Annotated in this window: 16 protein-coding genes; 5 read left to right on the forward strand and 11 right to left on the reverse strand. The window is 33.6% G+C overall.

From position 1 onward, the window contains the following. Position 1 precedes the first annotated feature (1 nt). A complete protein-coding gene (locus V1468_RS12740) occupies positions 2-766 on the forward strand; it encodes a hypothetical protein (RefSeq protein ID WP_331810609.1) in 765 nt (254 codons plus the stop codon). A gap of 83 nt (positions 767-849) precedes the next feature. On the opposite strand, the gene lspA is transcribed toward V1468_RS12740, so the two are convergent. The 4 genes from lspA to V1468_RS12760 form a co-directional block, all read right to left on the reverse strand. Further along, a complete protein-coding gene (gene lspA / locus V1468_RS12745; RefSeq protein ID WP_331810610.1) occupies positions 850-1,356 on the reverse strand; it encodes a signal peptidase II in 507 nt (168 codons plus the stop codon). Between the two features lie 11 nt (positions 1,357-1,367). Beyond that, positions 1,368-2,261: an ACP S-malonyltransferase gene (gene fabD, locus V1468_RS12750; RefSeq protein ID WP_331810611.1), complete on the reverse strand. Its 894-nt coding sequence runs from the start codon at positions 2,259-2,261 to the stop codon at positions 1,368-1,370. A 74-nt stretch (positions 2,262-2,335) separates the two neighbouring features. After that, a complete protein-coding gene (locus V1468_RS12755) occupies positions 2,336-3,157 on the reverse strand; it encodes a hypothetical protein (protein WP_331810612.1) in 822 nt (273 codons plus the stop codon). Positions 3,158-3,235: 78 nt separating this feature from the next. Then, positions 3,236-4,165, reverse strand: a complete 930-nt coding sequence (locus V1468_RS12760) for a dihydrofolate reductase (protein WP_331810613.1) — start codon at positions 4,163-4,165, stop codon at positions 3,236-3,238. Between the two features lie 284 nt (positions 4,166-4,449). Between V1468_RS12760 and V1468_RS12765 the strand changes: the two genes are divergently transcribed. Beyond that, a complete protein-coding gene (locus V1468_RS12765) occupies positions 4,450-4,746 on the forward strand; it encodes an isoamylase early set domain-containing protein (RefSeq protein ID WP_331810614.1) in 297 nt (98 codons plus the stop codon). Positions 4,747-4,805: 59 nt separating this feature from the next. On the opposite strand, the gene V1468_RS12770 is transcribed toward V1468_RS12765, so the two are convergent. The 6 genes from V1468_RS12770 to V1468_RS12795 form a co-directional block, all read right to left on the reverse strand. Continuing rightward, positions 4,806-5,645 (reverse strand): energy transducer TonB, encoded by an 840-nt coding sequence (locus V1468_RS12770; protein WP_331810615.1) that lies wholly within the window; start codon positions 5,643-5,645, stop codon positions 4,806-4,808. A gap of 11 nt (positions 5,646-5,656) precedes the next feature. Then, positions 5,657-6,481 (reverse strand): thymidylate synthase, encoded by an 825-nt coding sequence (locus V1468_RS12775; RefSeq protein ID WP_331810616.1) that lies wholly within the window; start codon positions 6,479-6,481, stop codon positions 5,657-5,659. 175 nt (positions 6,482-6,656) lie between these two features. Then, positions 6,657-8,381, reverse strand: a complete 1,725-nt coding sequence (locus V1468_RS12780) for a NupC/NupG family nucleoside CNT transporter (protein WP_331810617.1) — start codon at positions 8,379-8,381, stop codon at positions 6,657-6,659. 15 nt (positions 8,382-8,396) lie between these two features. Continuing rightward, positions 8,397-9,014 (reverse strand): bifunctional nuclease family protein, encoded by a 618-nt coding sequence (locus tag V1468_RS12785; RefSeq protein ID WP_331810618.1) that lies wholly within the window; start codon positions 9,012-9,014, stop codon positions 8,397-8,399. A 150-nt stretch (positions 9,015-9,164) separates the two neighbouring features. After that, complete coding sequence (locus V1468_RS12790) at positions 9,165-10,127, reverse strand: electron transfer flavoprotein subunit alpha/FixB family protein (protein ID WP_331810619.1); 963 nt, start codon at positions 10,125-10,127, stop codon at positions 9,165-9,167. Between the two features lie 10 nt (positions 10,128-10,137). After that, positions 10,138-10,884, reverse strand: coding sequence for an electron transfer flavoprotein subunit beta/FixA family protein (locus V1468_RS12795; protein WP_331810620.1), 747 nt, complete (start codon positions 10,882-10,884; stop codon positions 10,138-10,140). A 209-nt stretch (positions 10,885-11,093) separates the two neighbouring features. On the opposite strand from V1468_RS12795, the gene V1468_RS12800 reads away from it, so the two are divergent. After that, positions 11,094-12,071: a pyruvate dehydrogenase complex E1 component subunit beta gene (locus tag V1468_RS12800; RefSeq protein WP_331810621.1), complete on the forward strand. Its 978-nt coding sequence runs from the start codon at positions 11,094-11,096 to the stop codon at positions 12,069-12,071. A gap of 89 nt (positions 12,072-12,160) precedes the next feature. Next, positions 12,161-14,671, forward strand: coding sequence for a DUF5686 and carboxypeptidase-like regulatory domain-containing protein (locus tag V1468_RS12805; protein WP_331810622.1), 2,511 nt, complete (start codon positions 12,161-12,163; stop codon positions 14,669-14,671). Between the two features lie 5 nt (positions 14,672-14,676). Here V1468_RS12805 and V1468_RS12810 read toward each other — a convergent pair whose 3' ends face one another. Next, positions 14,677-15,348: a hypothetical protein gene (locus V1468_RS12810; RefSeq protein ID WP_331810623.1), complete on the reverse strand. Its 672-nt coding sequence runs from the start codon at positions 15,346-15,348 to the stop codon at positions 14,677-14,679. A gap of 158 nt (positions 15,349-15,506) precedes the next feature. Between V1468_RS12810 and V1468_RS12815 the strand changes: the two genes are divergently transcribed. Further along, complete coding sequence (locus V1468_RS12815) at positions 15,507-16,034, forward strand: inorganic diphosphatase (RefSeq protein ID WP_331810624.1); 528 nt, start codon at positions 15,507-15,509, stop codon at positions 16,032-16,034. Positions 16,035-16,086: the final 52 nt, after the last annotated feature.

Raw genomic sequence — 16,086 nt, forward strand, 5'->3', positions numbered from 1 at the left:
AATGAAAAAAATTATATATACAACCTTGGTGTTATGCAGTCTCATTTTTGTTGCTTGTGATAGCGAAATTGATGCAGATGCAACCAGTGTTTCAGATTATGAATTTATAAGTTTTGAGGATGATATTTTAAATTTTGAATTAAACCAGAGCGGTACATCAGTTAGAACCATAACGGTTTATAATTCTAGAAAATCATCTTCTGATGTTACCTATTATTTGGAGATTTTACCTTTAGAATTTAATGACGGACAGGGCACAACCATAAGCTCAGATTATTATAATGTACCGAGTTCTGTTACCATACCAGCCAATTCGTCTTCAGCTCAGTTTGATGTTACAATTACAGATAATGGTTTTGGAAGCGGAGATAGGTTGGTTGTAGGATTTGCAGACGATAATACAGCTTTAAATCCGCATCCATTACGTATGGATATCGTTATTGTTTGTCCTGCGAATGAACTTATTTTAGATATTACTTTTGATAATTATGCAGAGGAAACGAGTTGGGAGCTATATTCGGATATAACAACATCTCCAACCTTAATAGCCTCAGGAGGCGGTTATGATGACTTAGATGATCAGTCTATACAGCAACGACTTTGTATAGATGATGGTGATTTTGGTTTTGTAATCTATGATGCTTATGGTGATGGTATGTGCTGCAGTTTTGGGGAAGGAAGTTACTCGTTAACCGTAAATGGAGAGGTGATTCGCCAAGGAGGCTCTTTTGGTGCCAGTGAAGTAACAACCTTTTCTCTACCTTAAAGAATTATTTTTTAGATTTTTATCAAAACAAAAAAGACCCTTTCTGCAAAAAAGGGTCTTTTTTTATTTTTTAAATTCAGTGATTATGAATCACTTGTTTTGATGTTCTTTTTGTTATTGAAAATTCCACTGTAGAGTAGCATTATCATACCTGTTGTTACTGAGATATCAGCAATATTAAAAATACCTGTTTTAAAAACTCCACCTAAATCTATAAAAAAGAAATCGGTGACTTGTCCATAAACGATGCGGTCAAACACATTAGCAATGCCTCCACCAACAATACAACAAAATGCGATAAGACTAAGACGGTCTAGTTCTTTTGTTTTTACAATATAATATATAACGTACAAAAGGACTATGGTAGGTAAAATTAAAAGGAAAATAAGACGAAGTGTAGGATTCATATCACTTCCCATGCCTAAAAAAGCTCCTTTGTTTTCTACCCAAATCAATTGAAAATAATCTTTAATTATATCAATTTGACCTCTGGCGCCTTCAACCATATTGTTTCTAACAATAACCTTTGTGATCTGGTCTATAGCAATATTAAAAACAATAAGAAGAGTAATAAATAGGTTTCTATTCAAAATACAAAGATTTAAGCATTAGTTTCAAAAGTAGCTGAGGCAGTTTCAGCTTCTCTGTTAATTTTCTTTACTAAACCTTGTAAAACTTTACCAGGACCAACTTCTGTGAAGTGTGTAGCTCCATCTGCAATCATTTGTTGTACAGATTGTGTCCAACGAACAGGAGCTGTTAATTGAGAAATTAAATTAGCTTTTATTTCATTTTCGTCTGAAACTGCAGAAGCTGTTACATTTTGATATATAGGACAATTAGGTTTGCTAAAGGTTGTGTTTTCTATAGCAGCAGCTAATTCTTCACGTGCAGGCTCCATCATAGGAGAGTGAAAAGCACCACCAACAGGTAATACTAATGCACGTCTTGCTCCTTCTTCTTTTAGCGTTTCGCAAGCTTTGTTTATAGCGTCAACTTCACCAGAAATTACTAATTGACCAGGGCAATTGTAGTTTGCTGCAACAACAACACCTTCTGTATTTTCGCATACTTTTTCTACAACATCATCATCTAAACCTAAAACAGCAGCCATTGTGCTTGGCTGTAGCTCACATGCTTTTTGCATTGCTTGTGCACGTTGAGATACCAATTTTAAGCCATCTTCAAAAGTTAGAGCTCCAGCAGCAACAAGAGCAGAAAACTCTCCAAGCGAGTGGCCAGCAACCATATCTGGTTTAAAGTTATCTCCTAATGTTTTTGCTAAAATTACTGAGTGTAAAAATATGGCAGGTTGTGTAACCTTTGTTTGTTTCAGGTCTTCGGCAGAGCCTTCAAACATAATATCTGTGATAGAAAAACCAAGTATATCGTTAGCTTTTTCAAAAAGTTCTTGTGCTAATGGTGAATTTTCATAAAGGTCTAAACCCATTCCTGAAAACTGAGCACCTTGACCTGGAAATATGTATGCATTCATGTGACTAATTTTTAGTGCTGCAAAAATAGAGATAAAATATTAATCTATTATGTTTACTATGACATAGAGAATAACTAAAGGAAAATAACAATAAACTCTTTAGAGTTTAGTTCTATTCCATATAGTTTGGTCGATTGCCATTCGTTATTCAAAATTTGATTTTTTAATTGACTTTTAAAGATGTTTTCATACTCTTTACTTAAGCTAATAGAAGATAATTTTAAACTGTCTATATGTCCTGATCTGTTGATTATGAAGTCAGCAGAAACATAAGTTATGCTGTCATTTTTAACTGTATAGTTTTTAGGAATAATAAAGTTCTTACTAAAGGCTTTACTTATAGAGTCGTGCCAATTTCTATAAGTTTTAGATTTTGACCTATTCAACATTCCATAAGAATTAAACCTTGAATATATAGTATCGGGATTTTTATGATGATAAACACTATCCACAATTCTTTTCGATTTAGAAATAAAATCTTCTCCGTACTTTTTTTCTATTGCGTCATGCATTAATCTCTCATAACATTTGCCATACTTGTCGTCGTCTGTGACAACGCAACCTATTAACAATTGAATAGAATTAATTGAATAATTAGACTTTAGATACTCTGGTAGATTAGTAAGAGTTTGTTTGAGGTATTCTCTGTCATGACCAATGAAATAGTTTAGTTTACCTTTTTTTATGTCTAATTCGGCTTTAAAAGAATCTAAAAGACAATATGATTCTTTTGTTGGTCTAATCTTTAAAATTTCACTTTTATAATCCCTATATGATTCATAGTTGTAAATGCTGTAGCTATTTAGCATTTCTTCATACTCTGAAATTTTTTTGTATTTAGAGTTTTTGCAACCTAACAGACTAATTATAGAAAAAATGAAAAGCAGTTGTTTCATAGCAATTTAAACGATTAATTAACTTGAAAATTACTTATTCATGGATATATAAAAGTTAAAAATCGTTTTTTGAGTAGGCTATTTTCTTACATAAGTAATAAACGAAAATGCATAGTTATGATCTTCATCAGCTTCATGAGTGGTTCTAGAAACCTCTTTCCAGATGTTTGTGTCAACGTTAGGGAAGAAGGTGTCAGCACCATCAAAAGAAGCGTGCACTCTTGTCAGTTCTAGTTTGTCTGCAAGATTAATAGACTGTTTGTAGATTTCGCCACCACCAATAATAAAAGGTTGCTTATCTTTTCTTGCAGCATCTAGTGCATCTTCAAGATTGTTAACTACAATAACTCCTTCTGGTACTTTATAGTTACTTTGCCTTGTAATAACAATGTGTGTACGGTTTGGTAAAGGTTTTGGAAAACTTTCAAAAGTCTTGCGTCCCATAATGATATGATGACCAGAGGTTAACTTTTTAAATCGCTTTAAATCATCACTAAGGTGCCAAATAAGGTCATTGTCCTTTCCGATAGCATTGTCTTCGCCAGCAGCAACGATTATTGTTAATTCATTGGAGTTTTTTTTTTCGTCAGAAAGCTCTGTTTTGGCTTCGTTATAAGCTTGCGATTGTGCTATTTTCTTTTCCTCTTTAAGAAATCCTTCTTTTAACTTATCTATTCGTTTTTGTTGTTGGCTAACAAGTTTGTCTAACTGTTGTTTTTCCCAATCCTTGCCCATAAACTTATTTGTGATAAATACATTTATAAAATGGTAAACAAATAGGAATAACCAAATAAGAATAGCATACACAAACCAATTAATACCAGCTATAGTAAAATCCTTGCCAATACCAAGAACAGTATTTGCGAGAATTAAGAAAACAGCGCCTATTAGAAACACAACAAAATGAATGTATAATCGTTTTTTTTGTTTAATGCGTTTTTGAGCATTTTCAATAAGCTCTAATTGGTCTTTATCTATTGTAGAAACTTGTTTTTTCTTTCCAAACATGGTTGTAAAATTATAAGATAAAGATACTTCTTTTTCAGCAAAACGTTAACGCAAAACAATAGATTTTATGTTTACAATTTTCGAAAACGATGTCGTTGATTATCAGTTTATAAAGTGTGATTTGGTGTTTCTGATTTCATAAATTTCATAATGAAAAAATATATAGTTTACTAAAAAGTAAAGACTATTTTATTAAAATGATAATTCTTTCATTTAAAGTAAGTTAAACTGTATTTTCTGCTTTTTTCTTTTATACTTTTGGGCCATTATTTAAAACTATAATTATGGCAATTAAAAAACAGTATTTAAAAAGTAAGCCAGTTTGTAAGGTAACATTTTCTGTTCCTGCAGAGGAGGCAAAAAGTGTAGCGGTTGTTGGAAGCTTTAACGAGTGGAATACTGAAGCTACAGAATTAAAGAAACTAAAGAATGGTACATTTAAAGGTACTCTAGATTTAGAGAGTGATAACTCTTATGAATTTAGATATGTTGTTGACGGTAACTACGTTAATGATGAGCAAGCGGACGCATATGCTTGGAATGACTATGCAGGTGCTGAAAATGGTGTATTAAACTTATAATAGCCCTTATTTAAGACGGTAAAAGGCGTTTCTTTTTAGAAATGCCTTTTTATTTTTAATCAATCACTTACAGCAAAGACTATAGGTATGGAGAAAGGGACTATAACAGGTTTACCACGCTGATATCCTGGTTTTTTTAGTCGAGGTATTTTCTTTATAACTCTTATAGCCTCTTTTTCAATTTCAGGATGCGGTCCTCTTGCAACGATATCTTTAACGCGTCCTTTCTTATCTATTTTAAACATAACATAAATGCGCTGTATACCTGGTTTTAAGTTATGTTTAGTTGCAAGATTTGTTCTGAAATTCTCAGAAATTAATTGCACCACCTTATCATTCATACACTTTTTTAAACCCTCATTGCTCATGCTTTCATCACAACCTCTGTAAACAGGTACTTTTTCTATGATTTCGTAAGGCACTTCGCTTGGTGTATAACCAAAAATTGGTACGATTGTGTCTTTTGCTTTGTTGAGATAAAATCCAAATAGTTTTCTGATATTAAGTGCAACACCATTATTTTTTTTGTCTAAAACAGGCTTAACAGTTGGAATGCTATCCAGTAAATACTCTAGTCCTTCAATTCTATTGCTCGCTGGATTAGAAATTCTTGAATGTCGCTTAACAACTTTCCCGTTTTCACCATACAGAATGCTGGCGCTAACCGTTATGGTGTCTTTTTTTGCTTTAAAGAAAATAGAATCTTTTAAAGCTTTCCTATTAATGTGTTTAGCCAAAAACTCATGAAAAGAAATTTCATAACAACGCTCTAAATCTTCCGGGTCTTCACAACCTTCGTAGGCAATAAAAGAGCGTTTGTAAAAATCTTGTTTGGTTTCTTGAGTAAATCCTAAGTAACTAAAGAGTAAGGAAAGAATAGCAAACTTTACAATTTTCATAATAAGAAACGTTATACAGCAACTACACCTTTAATATGTGGATGAGGATTATAATCTTCAAGTGTAAAATCTTCGAACTTAAAGTCAAAAATGTCTTTTACATCTGGATTGATAATCATTTTTGGTAATGGTCTAATATCTCGAGATAGTTGTAATTCTAATTGTTCGAGATGGTTGTTGTATATGTGAGCATCACCAAATGTGTGTATAAATTCACCTGGTTGGTAGCCGCAAACTTGTGCCATCATCATTGTAAATAGTGCATAAGATGCAATGTTAAAAGGTACGCCAAGAAAGATGTCTGCACTACGTTGATAGAGTTGACAAGATAGTTTACCATTAGCTACATAAAATTGAAAAAATGCATGACAAGGAGGTAGAGCAGCTTTACCGTTGGCAACATTTTCTGAAAAGGATTTAGATGTATCTGGTAAAACAGAAGGATTCCATGCAGATACCAACATTCTTCTGCTGTTTGGGTTGTTCTTAAGCGTTTCTATGACTTCTTTAATCTGGTCTATCTCTTCACTTGCCCAATTGCGCCATTGGTGTCCGTAAACAGGACCTAAATCACCGTTTTCGTCTGCCCATTCGTTCCAGATTCTTACACCATTTTCGGTTAAGTAGTTAATGTTTGTGTCTCCTTTAAGAAACCAAAGTAACTCGTATATAATAGACTTAAGGTGTAGTTTTTTTGTAGTTACCATAGGAAAGCCTTCGCTTAAGTCAAAACGCATCTGGTAGCCAAACACACTTTTAGTACCTGTACCTGTTCTATCTCCTTTTTCGTTTCCGTTTTCTAATACGTGCTTTACTAAATCGTGATATTGTTTCATAAACCCATCTTCCGTCTTCCCGAAGGGAAGAAACTTTCATTTATAGTTAAAATAATTGAAGGCTAATGTAATTAAAATGAAAATTATAGACTTTGAATATCCATAAGCAGATATTAAAAGTTATTAACGAATTTTAAGTGCTTGATGTTTTTTCTTTAGGGAGTTAAAGGGGCTTTTACCCAATTATCATTCCTGCTATAGTTGCAGAAATTAATGAGGCAATTGTACCTCCAATTAGGGCTTTCATACCAAATTTAGATAATTGTTTACGTTGTCCTGGTGCTAAAGATCCAATACCTCCAATTTGAATACCTATTGAAGCAAAATTTGCAAATCCGCACAGCATATAGGTTGCCATAATTACAGATTTGTTATAGTTTAAATGTGTGGCATTAGCAATATCTTTTAAGTCAGCAAGCTGAATATAGCCTACAAATTCACTAGCTGCTAATTTGATGCCTAAAAGCTGACCCATCATCATCATGTCTTCTTTTGCAACACCAATAAGCCACATCAAAGGTGCGAAAATTGTACCTAGAATAGCTTCGAGAGAAAAGCTTTGATATGGTGTGTTATCTGCCATCCAATTATTTAGTGTAGTAACTTCGCCAGCCCAACCAAGAATACCATTAATCATAGCTATAAAAGCAACAAATACTAATAGCATAGCACCAACATTTACTGCTAGTCTAAGTCCTTCAGTAGTTCCATTTGCAATAGCATCTAGTATGTTAGCACCTATTTTTTCTTGAGATACTTTTACATCAGTGTTGATATCCTCTGTTTGTGGAAACAATATTTTAGAAATTACAATAGCGCCAGGTGCTGCCATTACAGACGCAGCTAATAGATGTTTGGCATATTCTAGTCTTAGCTCTGGGTCATCACCTCCTAAAAAGCCAATATATGCAGCGAGTACTGCTCCGGCAACAGTTGCCATACCACCAATCATAACCAGTAGTATTTCAGACTTATTCATTTTTTCTAAATAAGCCTTAATCAGAAGTGGTGCTTCTGTTTGTCCTAAGAAGATATTACCAGCAACACTTAAACTCTCTGCGCCTGATATTTTAAGAAGTTTAGTCAACAGCCATCCAAAAGCCTTTACCACCTTTTGGATTACTCCAAGGTAGAATAAAACCGAAGTTAAAGCCGAAAAGAATAATATTGTTGGAAGCACTTGGAATGCAAAAATAAACCCAAAGGTATCCATGTCTACAACCAAACCGTCAAATAAAAACTCGCTTCCTGCTCTTGTAAAATCTAGTACGCTTACAAATAAACTACCAACCCATTCAAAAGCTGTTTTTACAAATCCAACTTTAAGAACTCCTATAGCAATAAGTAGTTGAAATGCTAATCCGATTCCTACGGTTTTCCAGTTTATGGCTTTACGATTACTGCTAAATAGAAAAGCAATGACTATTAGGGTAAACATACCCAAAACACCTCGCCATAAACTACTAAAAGAAAAACCTTTACTTGGTTTTATAATGTTCTCAGAATTCTCATTTGTTATAGCTGCTGCTGAAGCAACGCTTTCAGATTCAAGAGGTTTGAAGTTATAAAAAGTTGATTTTTCAGTAAATACAAGTGTCGAATCTGTAAACTCACGAACCTTATACTTTCTAATAGTATCTTTAGGTGTGTTGTAATAAAAAACTAAAAGATTATTTTGGAATGTGTAATGACCAGAAGCTTTAAGACTGTCTTTACTTAATAATTTATACGAAAAGTCTCCGTCTTTAAACTTTAAAATGTCAGAATCAGAAATAGACAGTGATTCGTTTGTTTGGCTATTCTCTATTGATGAAAATTGCCATGTTTTTTCTAGCTCTTGTGCTGTAATTGATGAAAATCCAATAAATATAGCAATAAGGGCCTTGAAAAAATGATTCATAAAAAGAAGTGTTAGTTAGCGCTTAGAAATTTCGTCTCTGATTTTTGCTGCCTTTTCATAGTCTTCGTTATTTACAGCTTCTTCTAAAAGGCTATTTAATTCTTCTAAAGATTTATCTTTATAACCTTCTTGATCAGCAACAGCATTTTCAATTTCTTCGGCAATAAAATCATCTACAAGTATACTATCTTGTTCTTCTTCTTCCTCTTTTTTAGGATTAACTTTAAGATAAATACCTGCTTTGTCTAAGATGTTTTTGTAGGTAAATATTGGTGCCTGAAAACGCAGCGCTAAAGCAATGGCGTCACTTGTTCTGGCATCAATAATTTCTTCAATTTTGTCGCGCTCACAAATAAGACTAGAGTAGAAGACACCATCTACTAATTTGTGAATGATAACTTGTTTGACAACAATATCAAATCTATCGGCAAAATTTTTGAATAAATCGTGAGTTAATGGTCTTGGCGGACGAATCTCTTTCTCTAAAGCAATAGCAATAGATTGTGCTTCAAAAGCACCAATAACAATAGGAAGTTTTCTGTCACCGTCAACTTCATTAAGTATCAAGGCATACGCGCCATTTTGTGTTTGGCTGTAGGAAATACCTTTTATATTTAAACGTACTAAACTCATGAATTTTAAAACACAAAGAACTGTTTAAATTTGGACTTTACCAACTGCAAAATGGAGAATTGGATATTTTTCTCAATACTTTCGATAAAACGTAAAGCTATTCAGAAAATCTAAATTTAAACAGTCCTTTAATACTACAAGGTAATAAAATTATGCGTTTTGAGCTTTAAAAGCTTTTAGTTTTTCTATTAAAGTAGGTACAACTTCAAAAGCATCTCCAACCACACCGTAATCTGCAGCCTTAAAGAAAGGAGCTTCAGGATCTGTGTTAATAACAACTTTTACTTTAGAAGCATTAATACCTGCTAAATGCTGTATAGCACCAGAAATACCAACAGCAATGTATAGGTTAGAGGCTACAGGTTTTCCTGTCTGTCCAACGTGTTCACTGTGCGGTCTCCATCCAAGGTCAGATACTGGCTTAGAGCATGCTGTAGCTGCGCCTAAAACGTCTGCTAACTCTTCTATCATTCCCCAATTCTCAGGACCTTTTAATCCTCTACCACCAGATACAACAACTTCGGCATCAGCAATATTTACCTTGTCTGTTGCTTTGTCCACAGACTCTACATTAACACCAGAGTCTGGTATTGAAGGTGAAAAATCTTCAACAGAAGCACTACCACCAGCCTCAACTATTCCGAAAGAGTTGTTAGATAAACCAACGATTTTCACATCTGTATTTATTTCTGTATTGGCAAAAGCTTTGTTTGTAAAAGCAGTTCTTTTTACTGTAAAAGGAGACGTGCTAGATGGTGCTTCTACTACATTAGAAACATATCCTGCGTCTAAACCTACAGCTAATAATGGTGCTAAATATTTACTGTTTGCACTAGAACTTAAAACAACAACTTTTGCACCTTCATTTTTAGCAGCTTGTTCTATAACAGCTGCATGCTTTTTTGCGTTAAATTTATCTAAACTACCATCTTTTACAGACAATACTTTAGAAGCTCCGTAAGCTCCTAAATTATCATTTTTATCTGCATTAATAGCAACAGCAGTTACTGTTGTACCCATTTGGTCTGCAACAGCTTTTGCATAAGAAACGACTTCTAAAGCTGCTTTCTTAAATTTTCCGTTCTCTGATTCTGTATATACTAAAACTGACATAATTCTTTTTTTAAATGACTTTAGCTTCGTTATGAAGTAAATTTACTAACTCATCGATATTATCGGCATCTACTAACTTTACCGCTCCTTTAGGTGCAGGTTTTTCAAAACTAGCTGTTGTAGTTTCTGAAGTAGTATCAACAGGTTCAACAACATTTAGCGGTTTTTTACGAGCCATCATAATACCTCTCATATTTGGGATACGAAGATCACTTTCTTCAACAATACCTTTTTGTCCTGCAACAACTAATGGAAGAGAAGTACTCACAGTTTCTTTACCGCCATCAATTTCTCTTACGGCTTTAGCACTTGTGCCATCGACTTCTAATCCTATACAGTTAGCAACAAAGTTAGCATCTGTCATGGCTGCTAACATACCAGGAACCATTCCGCCATTGTAATCAATAGACTCTCTTCCTGCTATAACTAAGTCGTAACCACCATCTTTAACCACCTTCGCTAATTGTTTTGCAACGGAAAAGCCGTCAGTAGCATCAGTATTAACTCTAATTGCAGTATCTGCACCAATAGCTAAAGCTTTTCTCAATGTAGGTTCAGTTTCTGCACCACCAACATTAACAACATCTACGCTAGCACCTTGCTTTTCTTTAAACCACATTGCACGGGTTAAACCAAACTCATCATTAGGGTTAATTACAAACTGTACACCATTGGTATCAAACTTTGTGTCTCCATCTGTAAAATTAATTTTGGAAGTCGTATCAGGTACGTGGCTGATACATACTAAAATCTTCATACTTATATCTTATTTAAGTTTACATTATTATGTGAAATTTTACGATAACGATTTCGCTAACCATTTGTAAAACATCAAAAAATTGTGGTTACGAAGGTAAATATTTTATTTCGAATATTTACTATGCGTGCATAATAAATTTTAAAGAAATTTGATTTACTTAGTTTTTCTTTTATTGCTATTTTTGTTCTTCGTTTAAAAAGAAAATAATGAAGACAATTCAATTTAGAGAAGCTATCGCTGAAGCCATGAGCGAAGAAATGCGAAGAGATGAAAGCATTTATCTTATGGGTGAAGAAGTTGCAGAATATAATGGTGCATACAAGGCATCAAAAGGGATGTTAGATGAGTTTGGGCCTAAGCGCGTTATTGATACGCCTATCGCAGAGCTTGGATTTGCAGGTATTGCTGTAGGTTCTACGATGACTGGTAACCGTCCTATAGTTGAGTATATGACGTTTAACTTCTCTTTAGTAGGTATTGATCAGATTATAAATAACGCTGCGAAAATTAGACAAATGTCTGGCGGGCAATTCAAGTGTCCTATCGTTTTTAGAGGCCCAACAGCATCCGCTGGTCAGTTAGCAGCAACACACTCACAAGCATTTGAAAGTTGGTTTGCAAATACACCTGGTCTTAAGGTGGTAGTGCCATCAAATCCATATGACGCAAAGGGACTTTTGAAATCTGCAATTAGAGATGACGATCCAGTAATTTTTATGGAGAGTGAGCAGATGTATGGTGATAAAGGAGAAGTACCTGAAGGCGAATATACTATTCCTTTAGGTGTTGCAGATATTAAAAGAGAAGGTACAGACGTAACCATTGTGTCTTTTGGTAAAATTATTAAAGAGGCTTTTAAAGCAGCGGACGAATTAGAAAAAGAAGGTATTTCTTGTGAAATTATAGATTTGCGTACTGTACGTCCTATGGACAGAAAAACGGTTGTAGAATCTGTAAAGAAAACAAATAGATTAGTTGTAGTAGAAGAAGCTTGGCCTTTTGGAAACGTAGCTACTGAGATTACATACCTAGTACAATCTGAAGCGTTTGATTATTTAGATGCACCAGTTGTGAAAATTAATACAGCAGATACACCTGCTCCATACTCACCAGTACTTTTAGAAGAGTGGTTGCCTAACAGCGATGACGTTGTAAAAGCGGTGAAAAAAGTAATGTATAAGTAAATAAATCGCAGTTTTCTGCGTTAAATAAACTTCATTAATAACCAAAATCTAATTTTAGTATGGTTGTTGATGAAGTTTATTGTTTAAATATGAAGTTAAAACTATTCTTTGCCCTATTTACTATTGGCTTAACCTCAGCTTTTGCTCAAACAAAAGTTAGTGGTTACGTTTATGATGCAAACGATGAGCCAATTCCTTTTGCAAACGTAGTTTTTAAAGGTTCTACCGAAGGTACCATTACAAACGAAGATGGACGATTCTATTTAGAGTCTGACGAAATCTGGAATGCTTTAGTGGTTTCTTTTGTTGGTTATGAAGTATTAGAATTTCAACTTACAAAAAAGGTAAACTACGATTTAAGATTTGTGCTCAAGGAGGAAGCAGAATCTTTAAAGGAAGTGGTTATTGTTAGTGGTAAACAATCAAAGAAAGCTTCAGAAAATCCTGCAATACGCATTCTTAAGAAGATTTGGGAACGCAAGAGGCAAAACGGTCTTAGCCAGTTTAAACAATACGAGTACGACCAATACGAAAAAGTGGAGTTTGACCTTAATACCATAGATAGTGCGCTAATAAAAAGTAAACTGTTTAAGGGTATGGAGTTTGTTTTTGAAGAAGTTGATACTTCCTCGGTAACAGGTAAAACGTATTTGCCAATTTTCCTGAATGAGTCTGTAAAAAAGGTTTACGGTGATAATGAAAGAAATGAAAAGCGAGAGGATTTAGTAGGGAATAAAAACTCGGGATTTAGTAACAATCAGGTTATTATAGATTTCATAGATGACTTATATTCAGACTATAATATTTATGACAACTATTTAAAGTTCTTTGATAAGAGTTTTGTAAGTCCGTTGAGTCGTACAGGTATTCAAACCTATAACTATGTACTTTCAGATAGTGCATACATAGACAACAAATGGTGCTACAATATCATTTACTACCCAAGACGTAAAAATGAATTAACTTTTAAAGGAGACTTTTGGGTTAATGATTCTACTTATGCTATCAAAGAAATAAATCTTCAAGCCTCTAAAAGAGCCAATATTAACTGGGTAAAAGAAATATATATAGAGCAAGAATTTGAAGTTTTAAATGATTCAGTTTTTCTTATAAAACGCGATTATTTTCTTTCGGATTTTGCCTTAAATAAGAAAGAAAAATCACGAGGAGTTTATGGTAAGCGAACAACGTTGTACGATAATTATAAATTCGATCAACCGAAGGATGAAAAATTCTATGATAAGGTTGTTTATACCTATGATGCAGATATTTATAATAGAGAAGATGATTTTTGGGAAAAGAATAGGTTAGAAGCTTTAAATAAAGATGAAAAAGGTGTCTACAAAATGCTAGACACTTTAAAAACCGTAAAGAAGTTTAAGCGTCTTTATAACTTAGGAAGCATATTAGCTTCTGGATATGTAGAGTTTCCAAGTATAAATTTTGACTATGGTCCAATTTTTTCAACATTCGGTTTTAACGAGGTTGAAGGTATGCGACTAAGAACAGGAGGAAGAACTTATTTTGGTCCAAATGATTTGTGGCGACTAGAAGGATTTTTAGCTTATGGCTTTAGAGACGATAAGTTTAAATATGGTATTTCTGGAAAATGGCTTTTAGATAAGCGCAGTCGTTTAACTGTTTTTGGAGGTAACCGAAGAGATATAGAACAGATAGGTGCAAGTCTAACGAGTTCTACAGATGTTTTGGGTAGAAGTTTAGCTTCTAATGCGGTTTTTACGGCAGGCTCAAATGATAAATTAACTAACATTAATTTAACCAATTTGGGGTTTTCTATTGAGCCGTTAAGAAATTTTGAAGTACGTCTGGATGGAAGTTTTAGAACCTTAAGTTCGGCATCGCCAACCTTTAGTTTAGATTATAATGATGCTGAATCTTCAACAGGAATTTCTTCAGAAATTAAACAGTTTGAAAGCAGGTTAGCGTTGTCCTATTTCCCAAAGCGTGAAATGACAGGTTTTGGAGTAGAACGCAAAGAGAAGAACGATAATTTTGCAAGACTTTTTGCTCAGGTGACACGAGGAGATCGCAATTGGTTTGATAGTGATTTTGACTATACCAAAGTGCAATTTTCGTATATACAACCATGGCAAGTAGGTGGTTTTGGACGTTTGGTAACATCAATAGAAGCTGGTAAAACATTTGGTGAAGTGCCCTTAGGATTGCTTAGTGTAGTGCCTGGTAACCAAACCTATTTCTCAATATATAATACATTCTCACAGCTAGATTTCTATGAGTTTGTAACAGACACTTACACTTCTGTTCATTTTGAACATAATTTTAATGGTCGTTTATTTTCTCGTATTCCATTCTTAAAGAAATACAACCTCAGGGCAATTGTTGGTCTTAGAGGTGTTTGGGGAGAATTATCTGATGAAAATATAGCTTTAAGTACTACAGGAAATCCTGTTGAATTTCCTCTTATAGCTCCAGATACACGCATGTATTATGAGTACAGTTTTGGTGTGGCTAATATTTTCAAAATCTTAAGAATAGACTTTAATTTTAGAGGAAACTATTTAGATAATCCAGAAGCGAGACGTTTTGGTGTAACAGGTAGTTTTGGCTTTTATTTCTAAAAGATTTATTTTTTTCTTTTTAATTCACGTAGAGCATCTTCATAATCTTCTTCATCTACAGCTTTAAAAATATATTCTGGTTTTAGGTCAATGTTTAGGTTCATACCGTTAAGAAAATCTATTATTTCTTCAGAATATAATTCAACAGCTTGGCTTTTAAATTGAATTGTTGGTGCAAATCCATCAGTGTTAACAGAGTAGTATTCTTTCATCTTTTTTAGTTTAGCACTGTTTTTTGCTAATTCATACCCTTTTTTGGTAGGCATATATAGTTCATATTGAGTAGAAGATGTTTTAATTAAGGTGCCTAATATCGTTATACTTTCTCCACGTTCCCAGAGAGTTCCTTGTGCTAAATATCTGTCGTCAACGGTAGATTCTTTTAATCGTATATAGAATTTAGCCTTTTTTTTTGAGTTTTTTTCTTCAACTTCAGCAACCCAAATTTTACTTTTGTTAAAGTAACCAGCTTTATTAAATACTAGTGGCATTATTAATTCTTCATCGAGATTTTCATCAATTTCATACACTAGCCAGTATTTGTCAGAGATATTGATGGAGTCGCTATTTATATCCGTAAGTAGTAAACTTTCTGTTGCGATTCCACTACAATTAAATATTAATAGTAAAGGCAAAATTATAAATAAGTATTTGTAATACAGCTTTAGATTGGTCATGGTCGGTGTAAATTTTTGATACTGTTAAAGATATAAATTTTTATTATGATAAGAGAGAAGTGAATTTTTATGAAATTTCATAATAACATCACATAGAAATGTTTCCAAACATGGTTTAATCTAACTATCTTTACAGCCTTTTTTAAATGTAATAGAAAATGACAGATACAACTAAGTTAACCTTCGATGTTTTAATAGAAATTCCTAAAGGGAGCCGAAATAAATATGAATACGATTTTGCACTAAACAAAATCCGTTTCGATAGAATGCTTTTTTCATCAATGATGTATCCTGGTGATTACGGTTTTGTGCCAGAAACATTGGCGCTAGATAGCGACCCTTTAGATGTTTTGGTTTTAGGGACAGAGCCAACATACCCAATGGTTGTAATGGAAGTAAGACCGATAGGTGTGTTTCACATGACAGATGAAAAGGGACCAGATGAGAAAATTATTTGTGTGCCAGTTTCGGATCCAATTTGGAGTAATAATCATGATATTAGTGATCTTAATCCACACAGACTTAAAGAAATTGAACATTTTTTCCAAGTCTATAAAGATTTAGAAGAAAAGAAAGTAGACGTAGGAGGATGGGGAAATGCAGAAGAGGCTAGAAAAATCTACAACGAATGTGTTAAGCGATATGATGAAAGTGAACATAAGAAAAAGCGCACCTTCACAATATAAATAATCAGATTTATTAATATAATTTATATTAAAAAAGCAATATCATGTATTT

This window comes from Winogradskyella poriferorum (assembly GCF_036553625.1).
Lineage (GTDB): Bacteria > Bacteroidota > Bacteroidia > Flavobacteriales > Flavobacteriaceae > Winogradskyella > Winogradskyella poriferorum.